Source organism: Curtobacterium sp. MCBD17_028, from assembly GCF_003234875.1.
In the GTDB taxonomy this organism is placed as follows: Bacteria; Actinomycetota; Actinomycetes; order Actinomycetales; family Microbacteriaceae; genus Curtobacterium.
In genome coordinates, this window is the sequence record NZ_QKTQ01000006.1 from 99,292 (window position 1) to 116,697 (window position 17,406).

At 72.8% G+C, this 17,406-nt stretch carries 18 protein-coding genes; 12 read left to right on the forward strand and 6 right to left on the reverse strand.

Features of this window, described 5'->3' with window-relative positions:
* Positions 1 to 145 precede the first annotated feature (145 nt).
* The 8 genes from hemQ to DEI86_RS09500 all read left to right on the forward strand — a co-directional run bounded on the left by hemQ (position 146) and on the right by DEI86_RS09500 (position 7,782).
* Complete coding sequence (gene hemQ, locus DEI86_RS09465) at positions 146 to 880, forward strand: hydrogen peroxide-dependent heme synthase (RefSeq protein WP_111026561.1); 735 nt, start codon at positions 146 to 148, stop codon at positions 878 to 880.
* Positions 877 to 2,130, forward strand: coding sequence for a ferrochelatase (locus DEI86_RS09470; protein WP_375342171.1), 1,254 nt, complete (start codon positions 877 to 879; stop codon positions 2,128 to 2,130). The genes hemQ and DEI86_RS09470 overlap by 4 nt, the downstream gene beginning before the upstream one ends.
* On the forward strand, positions 2,127 to 3,101 hold the full coding sequence (gene hemC, locus DEI86_RS09475) for a hydroxymethylbilane synthase (RefSeq protein WP_111011969.1): 975 nt from the start codon (positions 2,127 to 2,129) through the stop codon (positions 3,099 to 3,101). Before DEI86_RS09470 ends, hemC begins: the two co-directional genes overlap by 4 nt.
* Before the next feature lie 60 nt (positions 3,102 to 3,161).
* On the forward strand, positions 3,162 to 3,935 hold the full coding sequence (locus DEI86_RS09480) for a uroporphyrinogen-III synthase (RefSeq protein WP_111049376.1): 774 nt from the start codon (positions 3,162 to 3,164) through the stop codon (positions 3,933 to 3,935).
* Positions 3,932 to 5,029 carry a porphobilinogen synthase gene (gene hemB / locus DEI86_RS09485; protein ID WP_375342172.1) on the forward strand — a complete coding sequence of 366 codons (1,098 nt, stop codon included), beginning with the start codon at positions 3,932 to 3,934 and terminating at the stop codon, positions 5,027 to 5,029. The genes DEI86_RS09480 and hemB overlap by 4 nt, the downstream gene beginning before the upstream one ends.
* Positions 5,026 to 6,357 carry a glutamate-1-semialdehyde 2,1-aminomutase gene (hemL, locus tag DEI86_RS09490; RefSeq protein ID WP_111049377.1) on the forward strand — a complete coding sequence of 444 codons (1,332 nt, stop codon included), beginning with the start codon at positions 5,026 to 5,028 and terminating at the stop codon, positions 6,355 to 6,357. Before hemB ends, hemL begins: the two co-directional genes overlap by 4 nt.
* 102 nt (positions 6,358 to 6,459) lie before the next feature.
* Positions 6,460 to 6,954: a MarR family winged helix-turn-helix transcriptional regulator gene (locus tag DEI86_RS09495; RefSeq protein ID WP_111010342.1), complete on the forward strand. Its 495-nt coding sequence runs from the start codon at positions 6,460 to 6,462 to the stop codon at positions 6,952 to 6,954.
* A 21-nt stretch (positions 6,955 to 6,975) separates the two neighbouring features.
* The gene (locus tag DEI86_RS09500) at positions 6,976 to 7,782 is read left to right on the forward strand and encodes a nucleotidyltransferase domain-containing protein (RefSeq protein WP_111049378.1); all 807 of its coding nucleotides are present in this window, start codon (positions 6,976 to 6,978) and stop codon (positions 7,780 to 7,782) included.
* A 45-nt stretch (positions 7,783 to 7,827) separates the two neighbouring features.
* Here the strand turns inward: DEI86_RS09500 and DEI86_RS09505 are convergent, their stop codons facing one another.
* Together DEI86_RS09505 and DEI86_RS09510 are read right to left on the reverse strand one after the other, a co-directional pair.
* Positions 7,828 to 9,186, reverse strand: coding sequence for a 6-phospho-beta-glucosidase (locus DEI86_RS09505; protein WP_111049379.1), 1,359 nt, complete (start codon positions 9,184 to 9,186; stop codon positions 7,828 to 7,830).
* Positions 9,183 to 9,959, reverse strand: a complete 777-nt coding sequence (locus tag DEI86_RS09510) for a DeoR/GlpR family DNA-binding transcription regulator (RefSeq protein WP_111035721.1) — start codon at positions 9,957 to 9,959, stop codon at positions 9,183 to 9,185. The genes DEI86_RS09505 and DEI86_RS09510 overlap by 4 nt, the downstream gene beginning before the upstream one ends.
* 200 nt (positions 9,960 to 10,159) lie before the next feature.
* On the opposite strand from DEI86_RS09510, the gene DEI86_RS09515 reads away from it, so the two are divergent.
* The 4 genes from DEI86_RS09515 (at position 10,160) to DEI86_RS09530 (ending at position 14,427) form a co-directional block, all read left to right on the forward strand.
* A complete protein-coding gene (locus DEI86_RS09515) occupies positions 10,160 to 11,218 on the forward strand; it encodes a carbohydrate kinase family protein (RefSeq protein ID WP_111049380.1) in 1,059 nt (352 codons plus the stop codon).
* A gap of 85 nt (positions 11,219 to 11,303) precedes the next feature.
* Complete coding sequence (locus tag DEI86_RS09520; protein WP_111011975.1) at positions 11,304 to 12,665, forward strand: extracellular solute-binding protein; 1,362 nt, start codon at positions 11,304 to 11,306, stop codon at positions 12,663 to 12,665.
* 2 nt (positions 12,666 to 12,667) lie between these two features.
* Complete coding sequence (locus tag DEI86_RS09525; RefSeq protein WP_111010336.1) at positions 12,668 to 13,606, forward strand: carbohydrate ABC transporter permease; 939 nt, start codon at positions 12,668 to 12,670, stop codon at positions 13,604 to 13,606.
* The gene (locus DEI86_RS09530) at positions 13,603 to 14,427 is read left to right on the forward strand and encodes a carbohydrate ABC transporter permease (RefSeq protein WP_111010335.1); all 825 of its coding nucleotides are present in this window, start codon (positions 13,603 to 13,605) and stop codon (positions 14,425 to 14,427) included. Before DEI86_RS09525 ends, DEI86_RS09530 begins: the two co-directional genes overlap by 4 nt.
* Before the next feature lie 48 nt (positions 14,428 to 14,475).
* On the opposite strand, the gene DEI86_RS09535 is transcribed toward DEI86_RS09530, so the two are convergent.
* The 4 genes from DEI86_RS09535 to DEI86_RS09545 form a co-directional block, all read right to left on the reverse strand.
* Positions 14,476 to 14,832: a hypothetical protein gene (locus DEI86_RS09535; protein ID WP_111011978.1), complete on the reverse strand. Its 357-nt coding sequence runs from the start codon at positions 14,830 to 14,832 to the stop codon at positions 14,476 to 14,478.
* Positions 14,829 to 16,007 (reverse strand): M28 family metallopeptidase, encoded by a 1,179-nt coding sequence (locus DEI86_RS09540; protein WP_181439745.1) that lies wholly within the window; start codon positions 16,005 to 16,007, stop codon positions 14,829 to 14,831. The genes DEI86_RS09535 and DEI86_RS09540 overlap by 4 nt, the downstream gene beginning before the upstream one ends.
* Complete coding sequence (locus DEI86_RS16540) at positions 16,000 to 16,551, reverse strand: TenA family protein (RefSeq protein WP_181435078.1); 552 nt, start codon at positions 16,549 to 16,551, stop codon at positions 16,000 to 16,002. Before DEI86_RS16540 ends, DEI86_RS09540 begins: the two co-directional genes overlap by 8 nt.
* 98 nt (positions 16,552 to 16,649) lie before the next feature.
* On the reverse strand, positions 16,650 to 17,399 hold the full coding sequence (locus DEI86_RS09545; protein WP_111011980.1) for a glutamine amidotransferase: 750 nt from the start codon (positions 17,397 to 17,399) through the stop codon (positions 16,650 to 16,652).
* Positions 17,400 to 17,406: the final 7 nt, after the last annotated feature.

The window sequence follows — 17,406 nt, forward strand, 5'->3', positions numbered from 1 at the left end:
CGGGGTCACCCGCCCCACACGGCCCGCGCCCGGGCAGCGTGCGCGCCACCGCGACAGCAGCGGTGAGCGACACGCGGAGCAGTGCGCCGGGTGTGCGGCAACGGAGCCGAGGCGACCACCATCCGACCGAAGGACAATGGATCCCATGAGTTCCAGCGCGCCCGCGCACAGCACCGAACCCTCCGCCTCGCCGTCCGACTCCGGCATCGACGAGACCCTCCTGACCGCCTACACGCTGTGGGCGGTCTTCCGGCGTCCGGTGGGCGCCGTCGCTCCCTTCGCGGCGGACGCCGTGCCGGAGCTCGACGCCGCGGTCGCGCGGGCGGCCGAGCACGGCGTCACCGTGCGCGGCTTCTACGACGTCTCCGGGTTCCGCGCCGACGCCGACCTCATGGTGTGGCTGCACGGCGACGACGCCCAGGCGATCCAGGCCGCGCTCCGCGACCTCCGCCGCACGGCACTCCTGGTGGAGGCCGCTCCCGTGTGGCACGCGATGGGCATGCACCGCGACGCCGAGTTCAACAAGCGGCACACGCCGGCGTTCCTGCGCGGCAAGGACCCGGAGGCCTGGCTGACGGTCTACCCGTTCGTGCGGTCCTACGAGTGGTACCTCCTGCCCGAGGAGGACCGCCGCCAGATGCTCGCGGACCACGGCCGGCAGGGAGCGAAGTTCCGCCGCGTGCTCACGAACACGGTCGCGAGCTTCGCGCTCGGCGACTACGAGTGGATCCTGCCGCTCGAGTCCCCCGAGCTCGTCGACCTCGTCGACCTCATGCGGGACCTCCGGTACACGGAGGCCCGGCGCCACGTGCGCGAGGAGGTCCCGTTCTTCACGGGCCGCCGCATCGAAACCACCGAACTCCCGGAGGTCCTGTCGTGACCGAGATCACCGACACCCCCAGCGCGACCGGCATCACGAACGGTCAGGCCGTCCTGGCGGCCACGCCGGCCGCCGCGGGCGGCCCGGAGCACGTGAGCGAACCGACCGCGTACGACGCGATCCTCCTCGCCGGGTTCGGCGGACCGGAGGGACAAGAGGACGTCATCCCGTTCCTCCGGAACGTCACGCGCGGGCGCGGGATCCCGGACGAGCGGCTCGAGGAGGTCGCGCACCACTACCGGCACTTCGGCGGTGTGAGCCCGATCAACGCGCAGAACCGCGCGCTCAAGGCCGCGCTCGAGGCCGAGTTGGCCCGGCGGGGGATCGACCTGCCGGTGCTCTGGGGCAACCGGAACTGGGCGCCCTACCTCGAGGACGCCGTCCAGGAGGCCGCCGCCGAGGGCGCCACGAACCTCATCGCGATCGCCACGAGCGCCTACAGCTCCTACTCGAGCTGCCGGCAGTACCGCGAGGACTTCGCGCGCGTGCTCGATGCGACGGAGCTCATGGACACCGTGCGGATCGACAAGGTGCGCCAGTTCTTCGACCACCCCGGCTTCGTCCGGCCGTTCGTCGACGGCGTCCGCGACGGCATCGCACGGGCGATCGCCGAGAACGAGGGCCTCGACGTCGGGACGGAACTCCGGGTGCTCTTCTCGACGCACTCGATCCCGTCGAGCGACGCGGCACGCTCCGGCCCCGACTTCCGGGGCTTCGGGGAGCACGGCGCGTACGAGGCGCAGCACGAGGCGGTGGCCGAGGTCGTCCTCGACGCCGCATGGGCCGAGCTCCTCGCGTCGCCCGAGGGCGCCGCGCTCCAGGGCTCGTCGAAGCCCGCCTGGAAACTCGTCTACCAGTCACGGTCGGGGCCGCCGAGCATGCCGTGGCTCGAGCCGGACATCAACGACTACATGAACGAGGAGCTCGCGGGCGGTCCCACCCGTGCCGTGCTCATCGTCCCGCTCGGCTTCGTCAGCGACCACATGGAGGTCATGTGGGACCTCGACGAGGAGGCCACGGAGACGGCGCAGGAGCTCGGCTTCTGGTCGATCCGGACGCCCACGCCGGGGGTCGACCCCGCGTACGTCGCCGGTCTCGTCGACCTCGTGCTCGAGCGCGTGCAGGGCACCCCGGTCGCCGACCGCCCGCACCTCACCGACATCGGCCCCTGGTACGACGTCTGCCGCCCGGGGTGCTGTGAGAACGTGCGGGCCGGGTTCAAGCCGGCGGTCGCCGGGCTCGCGCCGTGAGCCCCGAGGCCGAGGCGGGACCCACCCCGATCCGCGTGGGGACCCGCGGCAGCGCGCTCGCGCTCGCGCAGTCGCAGGCCGCGGCCGCCGCGCTCGGCAAGGCGGCGGGTCGGCCCGTCGAGCTCGTCACCGTGCACAGCGAGGGCGACCGGACGAGCGAGTCCCTGGCGACCCTCGGTGGCACGGGCGTGTTCGCGTCCGCGCTCCGCGAGGCCCTGGTCGCCGGCGAGGTCGACGTCCTCGTCCACTCGCTCAAGGACCTGCCGACAGCGCCGTACCCCGGCCTGCGGATCGGCGCGGTGCCCCGCCGTGCGGACGCCCGTGACGCCCTCTGCGCCCGCGACGGTCTGACGCTCGAGACCCTGCCCGAGGGCGCGCGGGTCGGCACGGGATCGCCGCGCCGGGCCGCGCAGCTCCGCCGTCGTCGCCCGGACGTCGAGATCGTCGACATCCGGGGGAACGTCGACACGCGCCTCGCCCGGGTCGGGGTCGACCTCGACGCGGTCATGCTGTCCGCCGCCGGCCTGGGGCGCCTCGGTCGTCTCGCCGACGCCACCGAGCTCATCGGCCTCGGCTTCTGGCCGACCGCGCCCGGGCAGGGCGCGCTGGCGATCGAGGTCCGTGGGGACCAGGGCGACCGCGCGCTCGAGCGGGGCCTCCGCGGCATCGAGCACGCGGAGTCCCGGCTCACGGTCACCGCCGAGCGCGAGGTCCTCGCCCGCCTCGAGGCCGGCTGCACCGCTCCCATCGGGGCACACGCGGTCGTCGACGCGGAGCTCCTGCTCGTGAGCGCGACCGTGTACCGGCCCGACGGCACCGAGTACCGCACCGCGTCGCACGGCGCACACCTCGAGCCCGGCCCCGCGCACGAGCGCCTCGACGAGGCCCGCGACGTCGCCCGCCGGGTCGCCGAGGAGCTCCTGGCGAACGGCGCCGCCGATCTCGCCGACTTCCACCTGAGCAGCGAGTAGGCACCGACCACGGCCAGCACGAGCGACACCGGCGCCGGAACTCCCGCGACGAGCACGGGCGTGCGCGCGGGCGGCGGTCCGGCGGCCCGGGACGCCCGGCGTCCCACCGTGCTCGTCCCGCGCGGCGGCACCTGGGGCGAGCGGGTCGCCCGGGAGGCCCGGCACCGGGCCCTGGAACCGCTCGTCGTCCCGCTCATCACCGACACCGACCCCGCCGACCCCGCCGCGTTCGCGGCCGCCGTCGACGCCCTCGCCGCCGGGACGTACGCCTGGATCGTCGTGACGAGTGCGACGGCGGTGCGGCGCGTGGCGGAGCGGTTGTCGGGCCTCCCGGCCGGAACGCGGGTGGCGGCCGTGGGCCACGCGACCGCGGCGGCGTGTACCGACGCCGGGTGGCGGGTCGACCTGGTGCCGGCCGCGGCGTCAGCGGCCGACCTGGCCGCCGTGGTGCCGAGCACGGCGGGCCGGGTGCTGTTCCCGCGGAGCGCGATCGCGGCCCCGACGCTCGTCGCGGGGCTGCGTGCCCGCGGCCTCGACGTGGACGACGTCGAGGCGTACCGTACCGTGGGGACCGGCACCGGACCGGTCGTGGTGCCCCGCCCACCGGACGCCGTGCTCGTCACGAGCGGCAGTGTCGCGGGCGAGGTCGCGGCCCGGCTCGTCCCGCTCGACGACCGGACCCGGCTCGTGTGCATCGGGCCCGGGACCGCCGCCGACGCCCGCGCGCTCGGCCTCCCCGTCCACGGCGTCGCCGCCGCCCGGACCATCGCATCGTTGCTCGACGCCGTCGTCGAGGTCCTCGCCCCGCTCCTCGACACACAACCAGGAAGGTGACCGTGTCCGCACCCCACTCCCCCGTCGGCCAGTTCCCCCAGGTGCGCCCGCGCCGTCTCCGCGCGACGCCCGCGATGCGCCGGCTCGTGGCCGAGACCCGTCTGCACCCCGCCGAGCTGATCCTGCCGATGTTCATCCGCGAGGGCGCCGACGCCGCGGTGCCGATCACGAGCATGCCCGGGGTGGAGCAGCACTCGCTCGACTCGTTCCGGCGTGCGCTCGTCGAGGCCGCCGAGGTCGGCATCGGCGGCGTGAACCTCTTCGGCGTCCCGCAGCACAAGGACGCCACCGGTTCGGGCGCCACCGACCCGGACGGCATCCTCAACGTGGCGATCCGTGTGGCGAAGGAGGAAGTGGGCGACGCGCTCGTCGTCCAGTCCGACCTGTGCCTCGACGAGTTCACCGATCACGGTCACTGCGGGGTGCTCGCTGCGGACGGCTCGGTCGACAACGACGCGACGCTCGAGCGCTACCGCGACATGGCGGTGGCCCAGGCCGAGGCCGGCGCCGAGCTCGTGTGCATGAGCGGGATGATGGACGGCCAGATCGCCGCCGCCCGCGACGCGTTGGACGGCGCAGGTCACCCGGGCACGGCCCTCCTGGCGTACGCGGCGAAGTACGCGAGCGCGTTCTACGGGCCGTTCCGCGAGGCCGTCGCGTCGACGCTCGTCGGCGACCGCCGCACCTACCAGATCGACTCCGGCAACGGGCGTGAGGGCCTGCGCGAGGTCGAGCTCGACATCGAGGAGGGCGCGGACGTCGTCATGGTGAAGCCCGCGATGAGCTACCTCGACGTGCTCGCCGCCGCCACGGCGATCTCGCCGGTGCCGGTGTGGGCGTACCAGATCAGCGGCGAGTACGCGATGATCACGGCGGCCGCGCAGAACGGCTGGATCGACCGCGACGCCGCCGCGATGGAGAGCGTCCTCGGCATCAAGCGTGCCGGTGCGGACGCGATCCTGACCTACTTCGCCGTCGACCTGGCGAAGCGGCTGCGCCAGGAGTCCGGTGCGAGCGGCCGGGTCAGCGGCGCCACCCCGGCGGCCGGTGCCGAGACCGTGGAACTCTCGAGCGTGGGGAAGTCGACCCGATGACGACGAACGACGAGCTGTTCGGTCGCGCGAAGCACGCGATCCCCGGCGGCGTGAACTCCCCGGTGCGGGCCTACGGCTCGGTCGGCGGGACGCCCCGCTTCCTCGTGGCCGCGCAGGGGCCGTACGTCACCGACGCCGAGGGGCGCGAGTACGTCGACCTCGTGGCGTCGTGGGGTCCGGCGATCCTCGGGCACGCCCATCCCGGCACGGTCGCCGCTGTGCAGGAGGCCGCTGCCCGTGGGCTCTCGTTCGGTGCCTCCACGCCGGGCGAGACCGAGCTCGCGGAACTCGTCGAGCAGCGCGTCCGGGTCGGCGGCGCCGGTCCGATCGAGAAGCTCCGGCTCGTCTCGACCGGGACCGAGGCGACGATGACCGCGATCCGTCTGGCCCGGGGCTACACCGGCCGGGACCTGCTCGTGAAGTTCGCCGGGCACTACCACGGCCACTCGGACTCCCTGCTCGCCGAGGCCGGGTCGGGTGTCGCCACGCTCGCACTGCCCGGATCCGCGGGCATCACCGCCGAGACCGCCGCGCAGACCCTCGTGCTGCCGTACAACGACCTCGACGCCGTCCGGGCCGCGTTCGACGAGCACCACGAGCGGATCGCCGCGGTGATCGTCGAGGCCGCCGCCGCGAACATGGGCGTGCTCGCACCCGAGCCGGGGTTCAACCGGGCGCTCGCGCAGATCGTCCAGGAGCAGGGCGCGCTGCTCATCCTCGACGAGGTCCTCACCGGGTTCCGCGTCGGCCCGGCCGGGTGGTGGGGTCTCGAGGCCGCCGGTGTCGTCCCCGGCGGCACCGGATGGCAGCCCGACCTCATCACGTTCGGCAAGGTCGTCGGCGGCGGGATGCCCCTGGCGGCCCTGGGCGGTCGGGCCGAGGTCATGGACTTCCTGGCGCCGCTCGGTCCCGTGTACCAGGCGGGGACCCTGTCCGGGAACCCGCTCGCCGTCGCGGCCGGGCTCGCCACGCTCCGCGCCGCCGACGACGCCGTCTACGCACACCTCGACCGCACCGCCGACCTGCTGTCCGGCGCGGTCTCCGCGGCGCTGACCGCCGAGGGCGTCGCCCACACCGTGCAGCGCGCCGGGAATCTGTTCTCGTTCGCGTTCACCGCCGAGCCGCCGCGGACCTACGACGACGTCCGTGCGCAGGAGGCCTGGCGGTACCCGCCGTTCTTCCACGCCATGCTCGACGCGGGCGTCACGCTGCCGCCGAGCGTGTTCGAGGCGTGGTTCCTGACGGCCGCGCACGACGACCGCGCCATCGGTCGCGTCCTGGAGGCCCTGCCCGCCGCCGCCAGGGCCGCTGCCGCCGCCTCGGCGTAGGCAGGGCCGGGAGCGGGCCGCTGGTCGGCCGGTCGCCGGTCGCCCGTCGCGGGTCGGCCGGCCCTGTCGCGAACGCCTCCGTTGTGTCAGTCTGGGGATCCCATGGACGCCGCCGCCGAGGACCTGACCGCCGTGCTCCCGCCGTCGGCTGCCGTGCTCGCCTCGCGGGCGATGCTCGGGATCGTCGCCGCCTCGCTCGAGTCCGCGCTCGAGCAGGTGACCGTCCCGCAGCTCCGGATCCTCGTGGTGCTCGTGGCGCGTGGGCCGGTCCGCGCGGGGGTCCTCGCCGAGGAGACCGGTGCGAGTCCGTCGACGCTCACGCGGACGGTCGACCGCCTGGAGCGGGACGGCTGGGTCCGGCGGAACAGCGCGCCGAGTTCCCGCCGCGAGACCCTGGTGGTGCCGACGCGACGGGCGATCGCGCTCGTCGAGGACGTGACGCGCCGGCGGACCGAGGGGATCGAGCGGGTCCTGGCCCGGCTGTCCGACCAGGATCGGGCGGCCGTCGTGCGCGGATTCGACCTGTTCAGCGGAGCCGCCGGCGAGTTCGACCGGCGGCGGCTGCTCGGGCTCGGCATCGGCGACGAGCGCGGCTGACGGATGCCGGAGCGCTGACCGATGTCCTCCCCCCAGCACACCCTCGACGACGACGCGTTCCTCGACCACGTCGCCGACCGCCTGGCAGCGCTCCCCGGCGTGGAGGCCGTCGCACTCGGCGGTTCCCGAGCGCAGGGGACGAACCGCCCGGACAGCGACTGGGACGTGGCGGTCTACCACCGCGACGCGTTCGATCCGCAGGTGGTCCGGGACCTCGGGTGGCCCGGGCACCTGACCGGACTCGGTGGCTGGGGCAGGATCTTCAACGGTGGCGGCGCGGTCACCGTGGACGGACGGTCCGTCGACATCCACTACCGCGACCTCGACCTCATCGACGCGGTCCACGACGACGCCGTCCGCGGACGGTTCACCATCGAGCCCCTGCTGTTCCACCAGGCGGGCCTGCCGAGCACCATCCTCCTGGCGGAACTGGCCTCGAACCGCACCCTCCGTGGGCAGGTGCCCCGGTGGGAGTACCCGGAGGCGCTCCGCACGGCCGCCCCGGAGGTGTGGTGGACGAACGCCGACCTGACCCTGCACTACGCGAGGGAAGGCCACGCCCGCCACGGACGGGTCGCGCAGTGCGCCGGTCTCATCAGCGAGGCCGCGTGCCACGCCGGGCACGCCGTCCTGGCACGTCGCGGCGAGTGGGTGACGAACGAGAAGCGGCTCCTCGCCCGGGCGGGGCTGTCGGGCATCGACGACGTGGTGGCGGGTCTGGGGACCGAGGTGCCGGACCTCCTGCGGGGCGCGGACCGGGCGCGGGCGTTCCTCGAGGCGGCGGTCCGGCGCGAGGGGATCGGGGGCGAGCCACCCCGCGCCGAGTGAACCGACGGGTCGGCCCCGTCCGCCCACACGCCGGATCCGGCTCGGTCAGTGCGTCAGGACGGCCGCCACCTCGGGGATCCGCGCGACGTACCCGTCGAGCAACGAGCGCGCGACCGTGACGCTGTCGACGAGCGGATGGAGCGCGAACGCCTGCAGGGCCTCCGATCGCGACCCGGTGAGCCCGGCGGCGATCGTGTGCCGCTCGACGTCCTTGACCTGCGCCATGAGCCCGATCTGGTGGAGGTCCGGCTGCTCCGTCGTCAGCGGGTGCACGCCGTTCGCGTCGACCATCGTGGGCACCTCGACCACGGCGTCGTCGGGCAGGCCCTGGATCGTGCCGCGGTTCCGGACGTTGAGGATCATCGTCTGCCGCTCGTTCCGGCTGATCGCGGCCATCACGCCGAGGGCGACCCCCGCGTAGCCCTGGTGCGCGGGGTCGGTCTCGCGCTCCTTCGGGTCGACGGGCTCGTCCTGCGTGCCGCCCTTCGCCTCGGCCATGTACGAGGCGCTGCGCCGGGCGACGGTCTCGCGCCAGAGATCGGCGACCCCGTTCCCCGCGGCCGCGGCTCGGTCGTAGAAGGCGCCCTGGGACTCGGCGAGGAAGTCACCACGGGTCTTGCCGGAGTCGATGATCGTCCGCACGGCGTCGCGGTTGAAGTAGTAGTAGAAGAGGTACTCGTTCGGGATCGCGCCGAGGGAGCGGATCCAGTCGAGTCCGAAGACGTGGCCCTCCTCCATGGCGGCGAGGCGGGCGTCGTCGGCCAGCAGCTCGGGCAGGACGTCGCGGCCGTCGTACAGGACGCGGCGCATCCAGCCGAGGTGGTTGAGCCCGACGTAGTCCATCTGCACCCGCGTGTGGTCGAGCCCGAGGGTGCCCGCGACGCGACGCCCGAGACCGGACGGGGTGTCGCAGATGCCGAGCACGCGGTCGCCGAGCACGGTCTGCATCGCCTCGGTGATGATGCCCGCGGGGTTCGTGAAGTTCATGACGTAGGCGTCGGGTGCGAGGTCCGCGATGACCCGGGCCGCCTCGACCATGACCGGGACGGTGCGGATCGCGTACGCGAGGCCACCGGGTCCCGTGGTCTCCTGGCCGAGCACGTCGAGGTCGAGGGCGACGTGCTCGTCGCAACGCCGTCCCTCCAGGCCGCCGACGCGGAGCGCCGCGAACACGTACTGGCTCCCCGCCACGGCGTCCTGGAGGACCGTGGTCGGCACGAGTCGCGGCGCGTCCTCGAACCCGGCCGCGAGCTCGGTGAGGATCGCGACCATGGCGGCGAGGCGGCGTTCGTCGACGTCGTACAGCGCGACCTCGTCCACGCGGGGCGTGCCGGTGTCGCGGAGCAACGCCTGGTACACGTACGGCGTGCGGAACCCGCCGCCTCCGAGGATGCAGAGCTTCATGCGATGGTGACCTCTCCGCCGGCGTTCCGGCACAGTGCGAGCGTGTCGTCGGGGGCGCCCGTGGTGGTGACCAGGGCGTCGACGTCGGTGAGGGAGCAGAGCCGGAGGGCTCCGGTCCCGGGGAACTTGGCCTCGGACGCGAGCAGGACGACCTTGTCCGACGCCGCGATCATCGACTGCTTGATGGGGGCCTCCACGGCCATGTTGTCGACGACGTGCCCGTTCGCGCGCACCCCGGTGCACGACAGGAACAGGACGTCCGCGCTGATCTGGCTCAGCGCGAGTTCGGCGAGGGACCCGACGAGCGTGCGGTAGTTGCGGCGGACCACGCCGCCGAGCAGGACGAGCCGCACGGCGCGGTCGTCGCGGAGCTCGTCGAAGACGGCGAGGTTCGAGGTGACGACGGTGACGTCACGGCCGTGCAGGCGGCGCGCGAGCAGCGGCGTCGTCGTGCCGATGTCGAGCAGCACGACGTTCCCGTCGGTGACCATCGCGGCCGCGGCCTCGGCCATCCGTTCCTTGAGATCGAGGTCGCGCCCGTCGTCGAACGGCCCCTCGGCGCGGACGCGGCCGTGGTCCTCGACGGTCGTGCCGGGCTTCAGGACCGCACCGCCGTACGTGCGGGTCAGCTCGCCGTTGCGGTCGAGCACCTCGAGGTCGCGGCGGATCGTCGCCTCGCTCACGTCGAGCGCGGCGGCGAGTTCCCGCACGGAGGCGGCACCCTCGGCGCGCAGGGCGCTGATGATGCGGTTCTGCCGTTCGCGCAGGATCATGCCGTCACTCTAACCACGCCGTGCTCGACTTCGGGCAAACCCGAGCAGAACCGCACCGGAGATGAACAGGATTAACAGAACCGCGTCACTTCGGTAATGTGCCGGAAACACCGAGTGCACAGGCTTGCAGGACATCGGGCGGAACCGCGACGTCGTGCAGCACGCACCCGGACGCGGAACCGCGATGACGAGGAGCCTCCGTGACCGACAGCCAGCGCGCCGACCCCGGCGGGACGGACCTGCCCGCCACCGGCCTGCCCCGCGCCGCCGACCTGCCCCGCGCCGCCGACCTGCCCGGTGCGGCCGACCTGCCCGGTGCGATCGACCTGCTGTTCGCGGGCGACGTCTTCTGCGACGTCGTGTTCTCGGGCGTCTCCGTGCCCGAACCCGGCACCGAGGTGTACGCCGACGGGTTCACCGTGACGCCCGGCGGTGTCGCGAACCGCGCGGTCGCCGCGGCCCGGGCCGGTGCGAGCACGCGGATCCTCGCCCGCCTCGGCGACGACCCGCTGGGCACCCACGTCCGCGCCGTGCTCGACGCCGAGCCGGACCTCGACACGAGCCTGCTCGAGCTGGTGCCCGGACACCAGAGCCCCGTCACGGTGGCCCTCACCGGTGCGCACGACCGGAGCTTCATCACCTACCAGGAGGCCCTCGGGCACCTCGAGCTCCCGGACGACCTCGGGCCCGTCGGCGCGACGCACGTCGGCATCGCGCACGAGCTGCCGCCATGGGTCGCCCGGCTGCGCGCGGCGGGCACGACCGTCGTCGGCGGTGTCGGCTGGGACCACACCGGCGAGTGGGGGTCGCACGTGCTCGACCGCCTCGCCGAGGTCGACGTGTTCGTGCCGAACGACGTCGAGGCGATGCGCTACACCCGCACCGACGACGCCGTCGCCGCCGCACGCGTGCTCGCCGAGCGGGTCCCGCTCGCCGTTGTCACGCGTGGCGCGGCGGGCGTCGTCGCCGTCGACGGCGGCACCGGTACGGTGGTCGAGGTCCCGACCGTGACCGTCCCGGTCGTCGACCCCACCGGCGCCGGCGACGTCTTCGTCGCCACGTTCATGGCGTCGGCATCGCGCGGCTGGGACCTCCGCACGCGCCTCCGGTTCGCGGGGCTGTGCGCGTCGATGTCCGTCACCGGACTCGGCGGTGCCGCGAGCGCACCGCGACCTGCCGACCTCGTCGCGTTCGTCGACCGGCACCGTCCGGACGGCGACTGGGCGTTCCTCCGGGAGGCCCTGCTCCCGGCCGCCTGACCGGCCCGCTCCGTCACCACCACCACACCCGCCCACCACCTCCACCGCCGCCGCGCTCCCCGCGACCCGGAGATCGGAACGAACCATGAAGACCACCAGGAAGGCACCGCTCCTCGTCGGTGTGGCGACCGCGCTCGCGCTCGGCCTCGCAGCGTGCACCCCCGGCGGCACGTCCGCCTCGAGCGACCAGAGCCTCGGCCCCGTGTCGAAGAGCGTCGGATCGGGCCGGACGACCCTGACGGTGTGGGACCAGAACACCGACGGCGGCATCGACGAGGCGCAGCAGCAGCTCAACGCGGCGTTCGAGAAGGCGCACCCGAACATCACCGTCAAGCGGGTCTCGCGGTCGTTCGCGGACCTCAAGACGACGCTGAAGCTCGCGCTCTCGGGGGACAACCCGCCCGACGTCGTGCAGGCGAACCAGGGCTACCCGGACATGGGCGCGTTCGTCAAGGCCGGACTGCTCCGTCCTGTCGACGACTACGCGAAGCTGTACGGCTGGAACGACTACTACCCGTCGAGCCTGCTCAAGCTCAACTCGTTCTCGTCGAACGGCACGACCTGGCAGGGCGACCACCTGTACGGCGTCTCGCAGACGGGTGAGCTCGTCGGGCTGTACTACGACAAGGCGGTGCTCGCGAAGGCCGGGATCACGAACCCCCCGACGACCGTGTCCGAGCTCACCGACGACATGGCGAAGGTCAAGGCCGCCGGATCGCTGCCGCTCAGCTACGGCGACGTCGAGAAGAGCCCGGGCATCCACCTGTACGGCTTCGTGCTCTCGGCGCTCGCCGGACACGACGCGGTGAACGACCTCGTCACGTCGGAGCGCGGCTCGTGGACCGGCTCCGACGAGGTCACCGCAGCGAAGACGATCCAGGGCTGGCAGGAGAAGGGCTACATCACGCCGGGCGCCAACGGGGTCTCGCGTGACGACGCCGTCGCGGCCTTCGGCAAGGGGCAGTCCGCGTTCCTCGTGACCGGGACCTGGTACGAGGCGACGCTCGAGGCCGCCGCCGCCGCGAAGGACATCGGCTTCACGGCGCTCACCCCGAAGGGCTCGGACACGCCGGTCACCATGGGCGGCGAGGGGCTCGCGTGGGCGCTGACCTCGAAGACGAAGCACCCGGACGCCGCGGCCGCGTACGTCGACTTCATCACGAACGCGAAGGCGTCCGAGACCCTCGTGAAGACGGGCAACCTCCCCACCGTCGTCCCGAGCAGCGACACCCCGGCCTCGGGCACGATCTCGGGCGACATCACGAGCGAGTACAAGGAGATCTCGCAGGCGAACGGCATCACGCCCTACCTCGACTACGCGACCCCGACGTTCTACGACACCCTCACCGCCGCGGCGCAGGACCTCGTCGCGGGCAAGGCGACGCCGCAGCAGTTCACGCAGACCCTGCAGACGGACTACGCGGCGTTCGGCAAGAGCCGCGGCTGAGCATGGTCGACGCCCTGCCCCGGGTCACCGCACCCGCACCCGCGGTCCGCGTTCGGACGCAGCCGCGGCGGCGACGCAGGCGCAGCCTCGTCCCGTACCTGTACGTGCTGCCCGCGTTCGTCGTGTTCGCGGTGTTCCTCGGGTGGCCGTTCCTGCAGACGGTGCAGTACTCGTTCTTCGACTGGGACGGCCTGTCGACCGCGACCTGGGCCGGGTTCGCGAACTACGTCGACGTCGTGCAGGACGCCGAGCTCCGCGGGGCGTTCCTCCACGCCCTCGTGCTCATGGTGTTCTACTGCGCGGTGCCGGTCGCGCTCGCGTTGTTCCTGACGGCGCTCATCTCGCGGGCGAACGCGCTGCCGGGGATGAGCGTGTTCCGGACCGTGCTGTTCCTGCCGCAGGTCATCGCGTCGGTCGTCGTCGCGACGATCTGGGTGTCGATCTACTCCACCGACGGCCTGCTCAACCAGGTCCTCCGGCTCGTCGGACTCGGCGGCCTGGCGCGGGTGTGGCTCGGCGACTACGGCACGGCGCTGCCCGCGATCGGGTTCGTGGGCACGTGGCTCAACGTCGGGCTGTGCCTCGTGCTGTTCCTCTCGGGCGTCGGCAACATCGCGCCCGCGTTGTTCGAGGCGGCGCGGCTCGACGGTGCCGGGGCGGCGCGCGAGTTCTTCTCCATCACGTTGCCGTCGCTCCGCGGGCAGATCGCGGTGGCGCTGACCCTGACGATCGTGTCGGCGCTCAAGACCTTCGACCTCGTGTACATCACCACGCGCGGCGGTCCGGGCAACTCGACGACCGTACCGGCGTTCGAGGCGTACAACCGCGCGTTCAACACGGGCCAGGTCGGCGCAGCTGCCGCCGTCGCGGTCACCCTGACCGTCGTGATCATGATCGTCACGGCACTCGTGAACCGGATCCAGCCGAAGGACACCGAATGAGGATCACCACGCGCGAGAAGGTCGTCGACTACGTCGTCCTGAGCCTCTTCGCCCTGTTCGCGATCGTCCCGCTCGTCGGTGTGCTGTTCTCGGCCGTCACCCCGGCGACCGAGAACACCGGCTCGTTCACGCTGCCGACCCGGATCGACCTCGGGAACTTCGGGGACGCGTGGAGCCAGGGGCACTTCGGGTCGTACATGCTGTCGAGCGTCGTCGTGACGGTGTCCGTCGTGCTGCTGACGACGGTGCTCGCGGTGTTCGCCGGGTTCGCGTTCGCGCGCCTCGACTTCGCCGGGTCCGGGATCGTGTTCTTCGTGATGCTCGCCGGGCTCATGCTGCCGGCCGAGGCGTTCATCATCCCGCTGTACTTCGACCTGCGGGGTGTGGGCCTGACGGACACGTACGAGAGCCTCATCCTGCCCCAGACCGCGCAGTCGCTCGCGTTCGGGATCTTCTGGATGCGGAACCAGTTCCGGACGTTCCCGACCGAGGTGATCGAGGCCGCGCGGCTCGACGGTGCGCGCGACGTCCGGCTGCTGTGGCGGGTCGTCGTCCCCGCGTCCATCGCGCCGATCATGACGATGGGCGTGCTCCTGGCGATGTGGACCTGGAACGAGTTCCTGCTCCCGCTCGTCCTCATCACGAGCGAGGACCACCGGACCGCGCCGCTCGGTCTCGCGTTCTTCCAAGGCGAGCACCTGACCGACTACTCGCTCCTGTCGGCCGCGGGCGTGATCGTCGCCCTCCCGATCGTCGTGCTCTACTTCTTCCTGCAGCGGCGGTTCATCTCGGGCATGCTCGGCGGCGTGACCGCGAAGTAGCGCGGACCGTCGGACGGGCGCCGGGCCTCCCGGCTCGTCGGGCGCGGGCTACCGCGCGATGACGAGCCGACCCGCTCGTGTGACGGACCGATCGAGGTCCGTGAGGAACAGGACCCGGAAGTCGGCGACCCACTCCTCCCACTCGGCAGCGAGACCGGCTCCGATCGTGTCGTTGTCACGGATGAAGTCGGCACGGGAGCTGATCTGGATGATCTCCACGAGGTCCCACCCGTCTGCGCCGGTGAGCGAGCCGGTGACCTCGAGGTCGAGGAACCCCTCGACCGCTGGCATGCGGAGCATCCCGTCGCGGACGATCTGCAGGCTGAACGCGCGGTACTCCTCGACGCTGCGCCCGGGGGCGAGACGGAACAGCGTGAGCGCGAGCTCCTGAGCGCTCCCGGTCACAGGATCCCCGGTGCACCGACGCGGGCGGGAGCGGCCAGCGTGACGAGCTCGCGGACGAGCGCTGTCGTCCAGACGATGTTCGTGGCGATGCCCTCGTTCGGCAGGTCCTCGGGCTGGTGGAGACGGTGCAGGTCGTTGAAGGTCAGGAACAGGGACGGCACGCCTGCCCGGTAGAAGGAGGCGTCGTCGGTGCCGGTCGTCGGCGGGAACCGGTTCTCCGTCTGCAGGGTCCGACCGGTGGCGGCGGCATGGGCGGTGATCGCGTCGTGGGCGACCACCCCGAAGACCTCCGGCGACGCGAAGGTCTCGAGGTACGACCCGCGTCCCAACCCGTCGATGTTGACGACGAAGTCGATGGCGGCGAGCTCCTCGGGGGTCGCCGTGTCCACGTGGTGGCGTGACCCCCCGAGGTGCCACTCCTCGGCGGTGAACCAGACCAGGCGGACCGACGGGGTCGGCGCGGTGCGCGCCCACCCCTCGGCGAGGTGGAGCAGGGCGATCGTGCCACTGCCGTTGTCGTAGGCGCCGACGGTGTTGAAGAAGCTGTCGTAGTGCGCGCAGACGAGGACGTGGCCCGTCCCGGTCCCGGGGATGTCGACGACGAGGTTGTCGGAGCGGGCGGCGGCGGCCTCGTCCGTCGGCCCGGCGCTCCCGGTCAGTTCGACGGTGACGGTCCCGCCGTCGATGCACCACTCTCGGAGTTGGAGGCCGTCGATCCGACCCACGACGAGGTGCGGTACCGACAGGTCCGACCCGTGCGGCAACGGTTGCGGCGCCGCCGGCCCGACGTCCCGCGCATGCACGTACGCCACGACCGTCCCGCTGTCATCGGTCACCACGAAGCGCTGCCAGGTGATGGAATCCCCCCAGATGCCCTGCGGTCCGAGGGGCCGGAGCGTCCCGGTGACCGGGCCGTCCGAGGATCCGCTCCAGAGCATCGGCCAGACCGGCAGGACCCGCTCGATCGGTGCGGTGACGCGCAGCGTGTTCGACTCCCCGGGTTCCCACCCGGGGAGGGTCACCGTCTGCCGGGTGACGGCGAGCCCGGCCGCGGTCAGGCGATCCTCGAGCCAGACGGATGCCGCCTCGATCCCGGGGCTGCCGTGGAAGCGGATCCCGTTCGCGGTGAGGTCGACGAGGTCGCGGTGCGCGGCGTCGACGAGGGGATCAGTCATGCGTGTCCTCCTTGATGAGGGCGGAATCGTGGAAGGTGTCCTCGGCGGCGAGCATCCGTCCGAACCAGAGGTCGAGGTGCGCGTCCGGGACGGTGGGGTCGATCTCGTCGACCCGGGACTGGAGGAACGTGGCCTGGGCGGTGAACGACGGCGTCGCGTGCAGCAGGATCCACTCGGCGGCGGGGCCGGTCGGGGTGCCGCCGTGACTGCGCACGGCTTCGAGGCACCAGCGGCTGTAGAGCGTCTCCGCCGCGCACAGGCACGTGAGCACCGCCGGGTAGCCGCTGTCGAGGGCGGCGGTGACCACGACCTCCAGTGCGTCGGCCCCTGCCGGGAGGGACACCGGGGCCGTGACCCGCGCCGCGAAGTAGTCCGTCTGCTCCCCGACGAGACCCGCGAGCGACCGGGCGTGCACGACCGCGGCGTCCCAGTCGGGCTCTCGCCAGACACAGAAGCCGAGCAGTCGTGCGGCGGTCCGGACGAACCGCTGTTCGATCGCGAGGTAGCGGGCGTACTCCGCATCGGTCACGGTACCGTCGGCCATCCGGCGGATGAGCGGACGCTCGGCGGACCGGGCGAGCGCTCCCGCGTTCCGTGTCAGGAGAGCCGTGGAACGGCGCTCTGCCGCCGATCCGCCCGACGTCATCGCGCGACGAGCCAGCCGACGACACCGTTGAACAGCGCCGTGTAGCCAGCCCACTCCTCGCAGAACGCGGGTGGTGCCCAGTGCGGCGAGCAGTCGCTCGTGAAGGCCGCGGAGCGCCCCGCGCCGACCTCGCCGACGACGAGGAGGGGGTCGTCGCCCACGCGGGCGAGGGTCTCCGTGCCGGCCTTGGCGGTCACCCGGTTGTAGCCGAGCAGCGACGGCCATTCGGATCCGGCGCCACCGAGCGCCGCGTGGTCGGGAGCGAGAACGGTGGGCACGACCCCCGCTGGCTGCTCGACGCGGTCGTCGGTCGTCAGCAGGTCCACGGGCAGGACACGGGTCAGGACGGTCTCCGCGAACGCGGCACGGGCCTGGAACCCCGAGAACGACAGGTAGCCTCCGATCATGAGGATCGAGCCACCGGCCTCCACCCAGGACGAGAGCGCCTCGAGGCGGTCCTGTCCCGGGACCGCGTGCTCGAACACCCCGGGCGCGAGCTGGAGCGAGTTCGCGCCGATGTCGGACAGGATCACGACGTCGTAGGCGCCGAGGGACTCGGCGTCGCCGGGGAAGTCGGTGGGCACCAGGTGCGCGGGGAGGTGCACGACGTCGTGGCCGCCCGACTCGAGCGCGGTCTTCAGCTGGCGGACCCCTTCGGTGTACGAGTGCACGGTGAACTCGTCCACGCCCTTGGTGTGGGTCGTGGTGGACATCCAGCTCTCGCCGGCGATGAGGATTCGGGACATGGGGGTG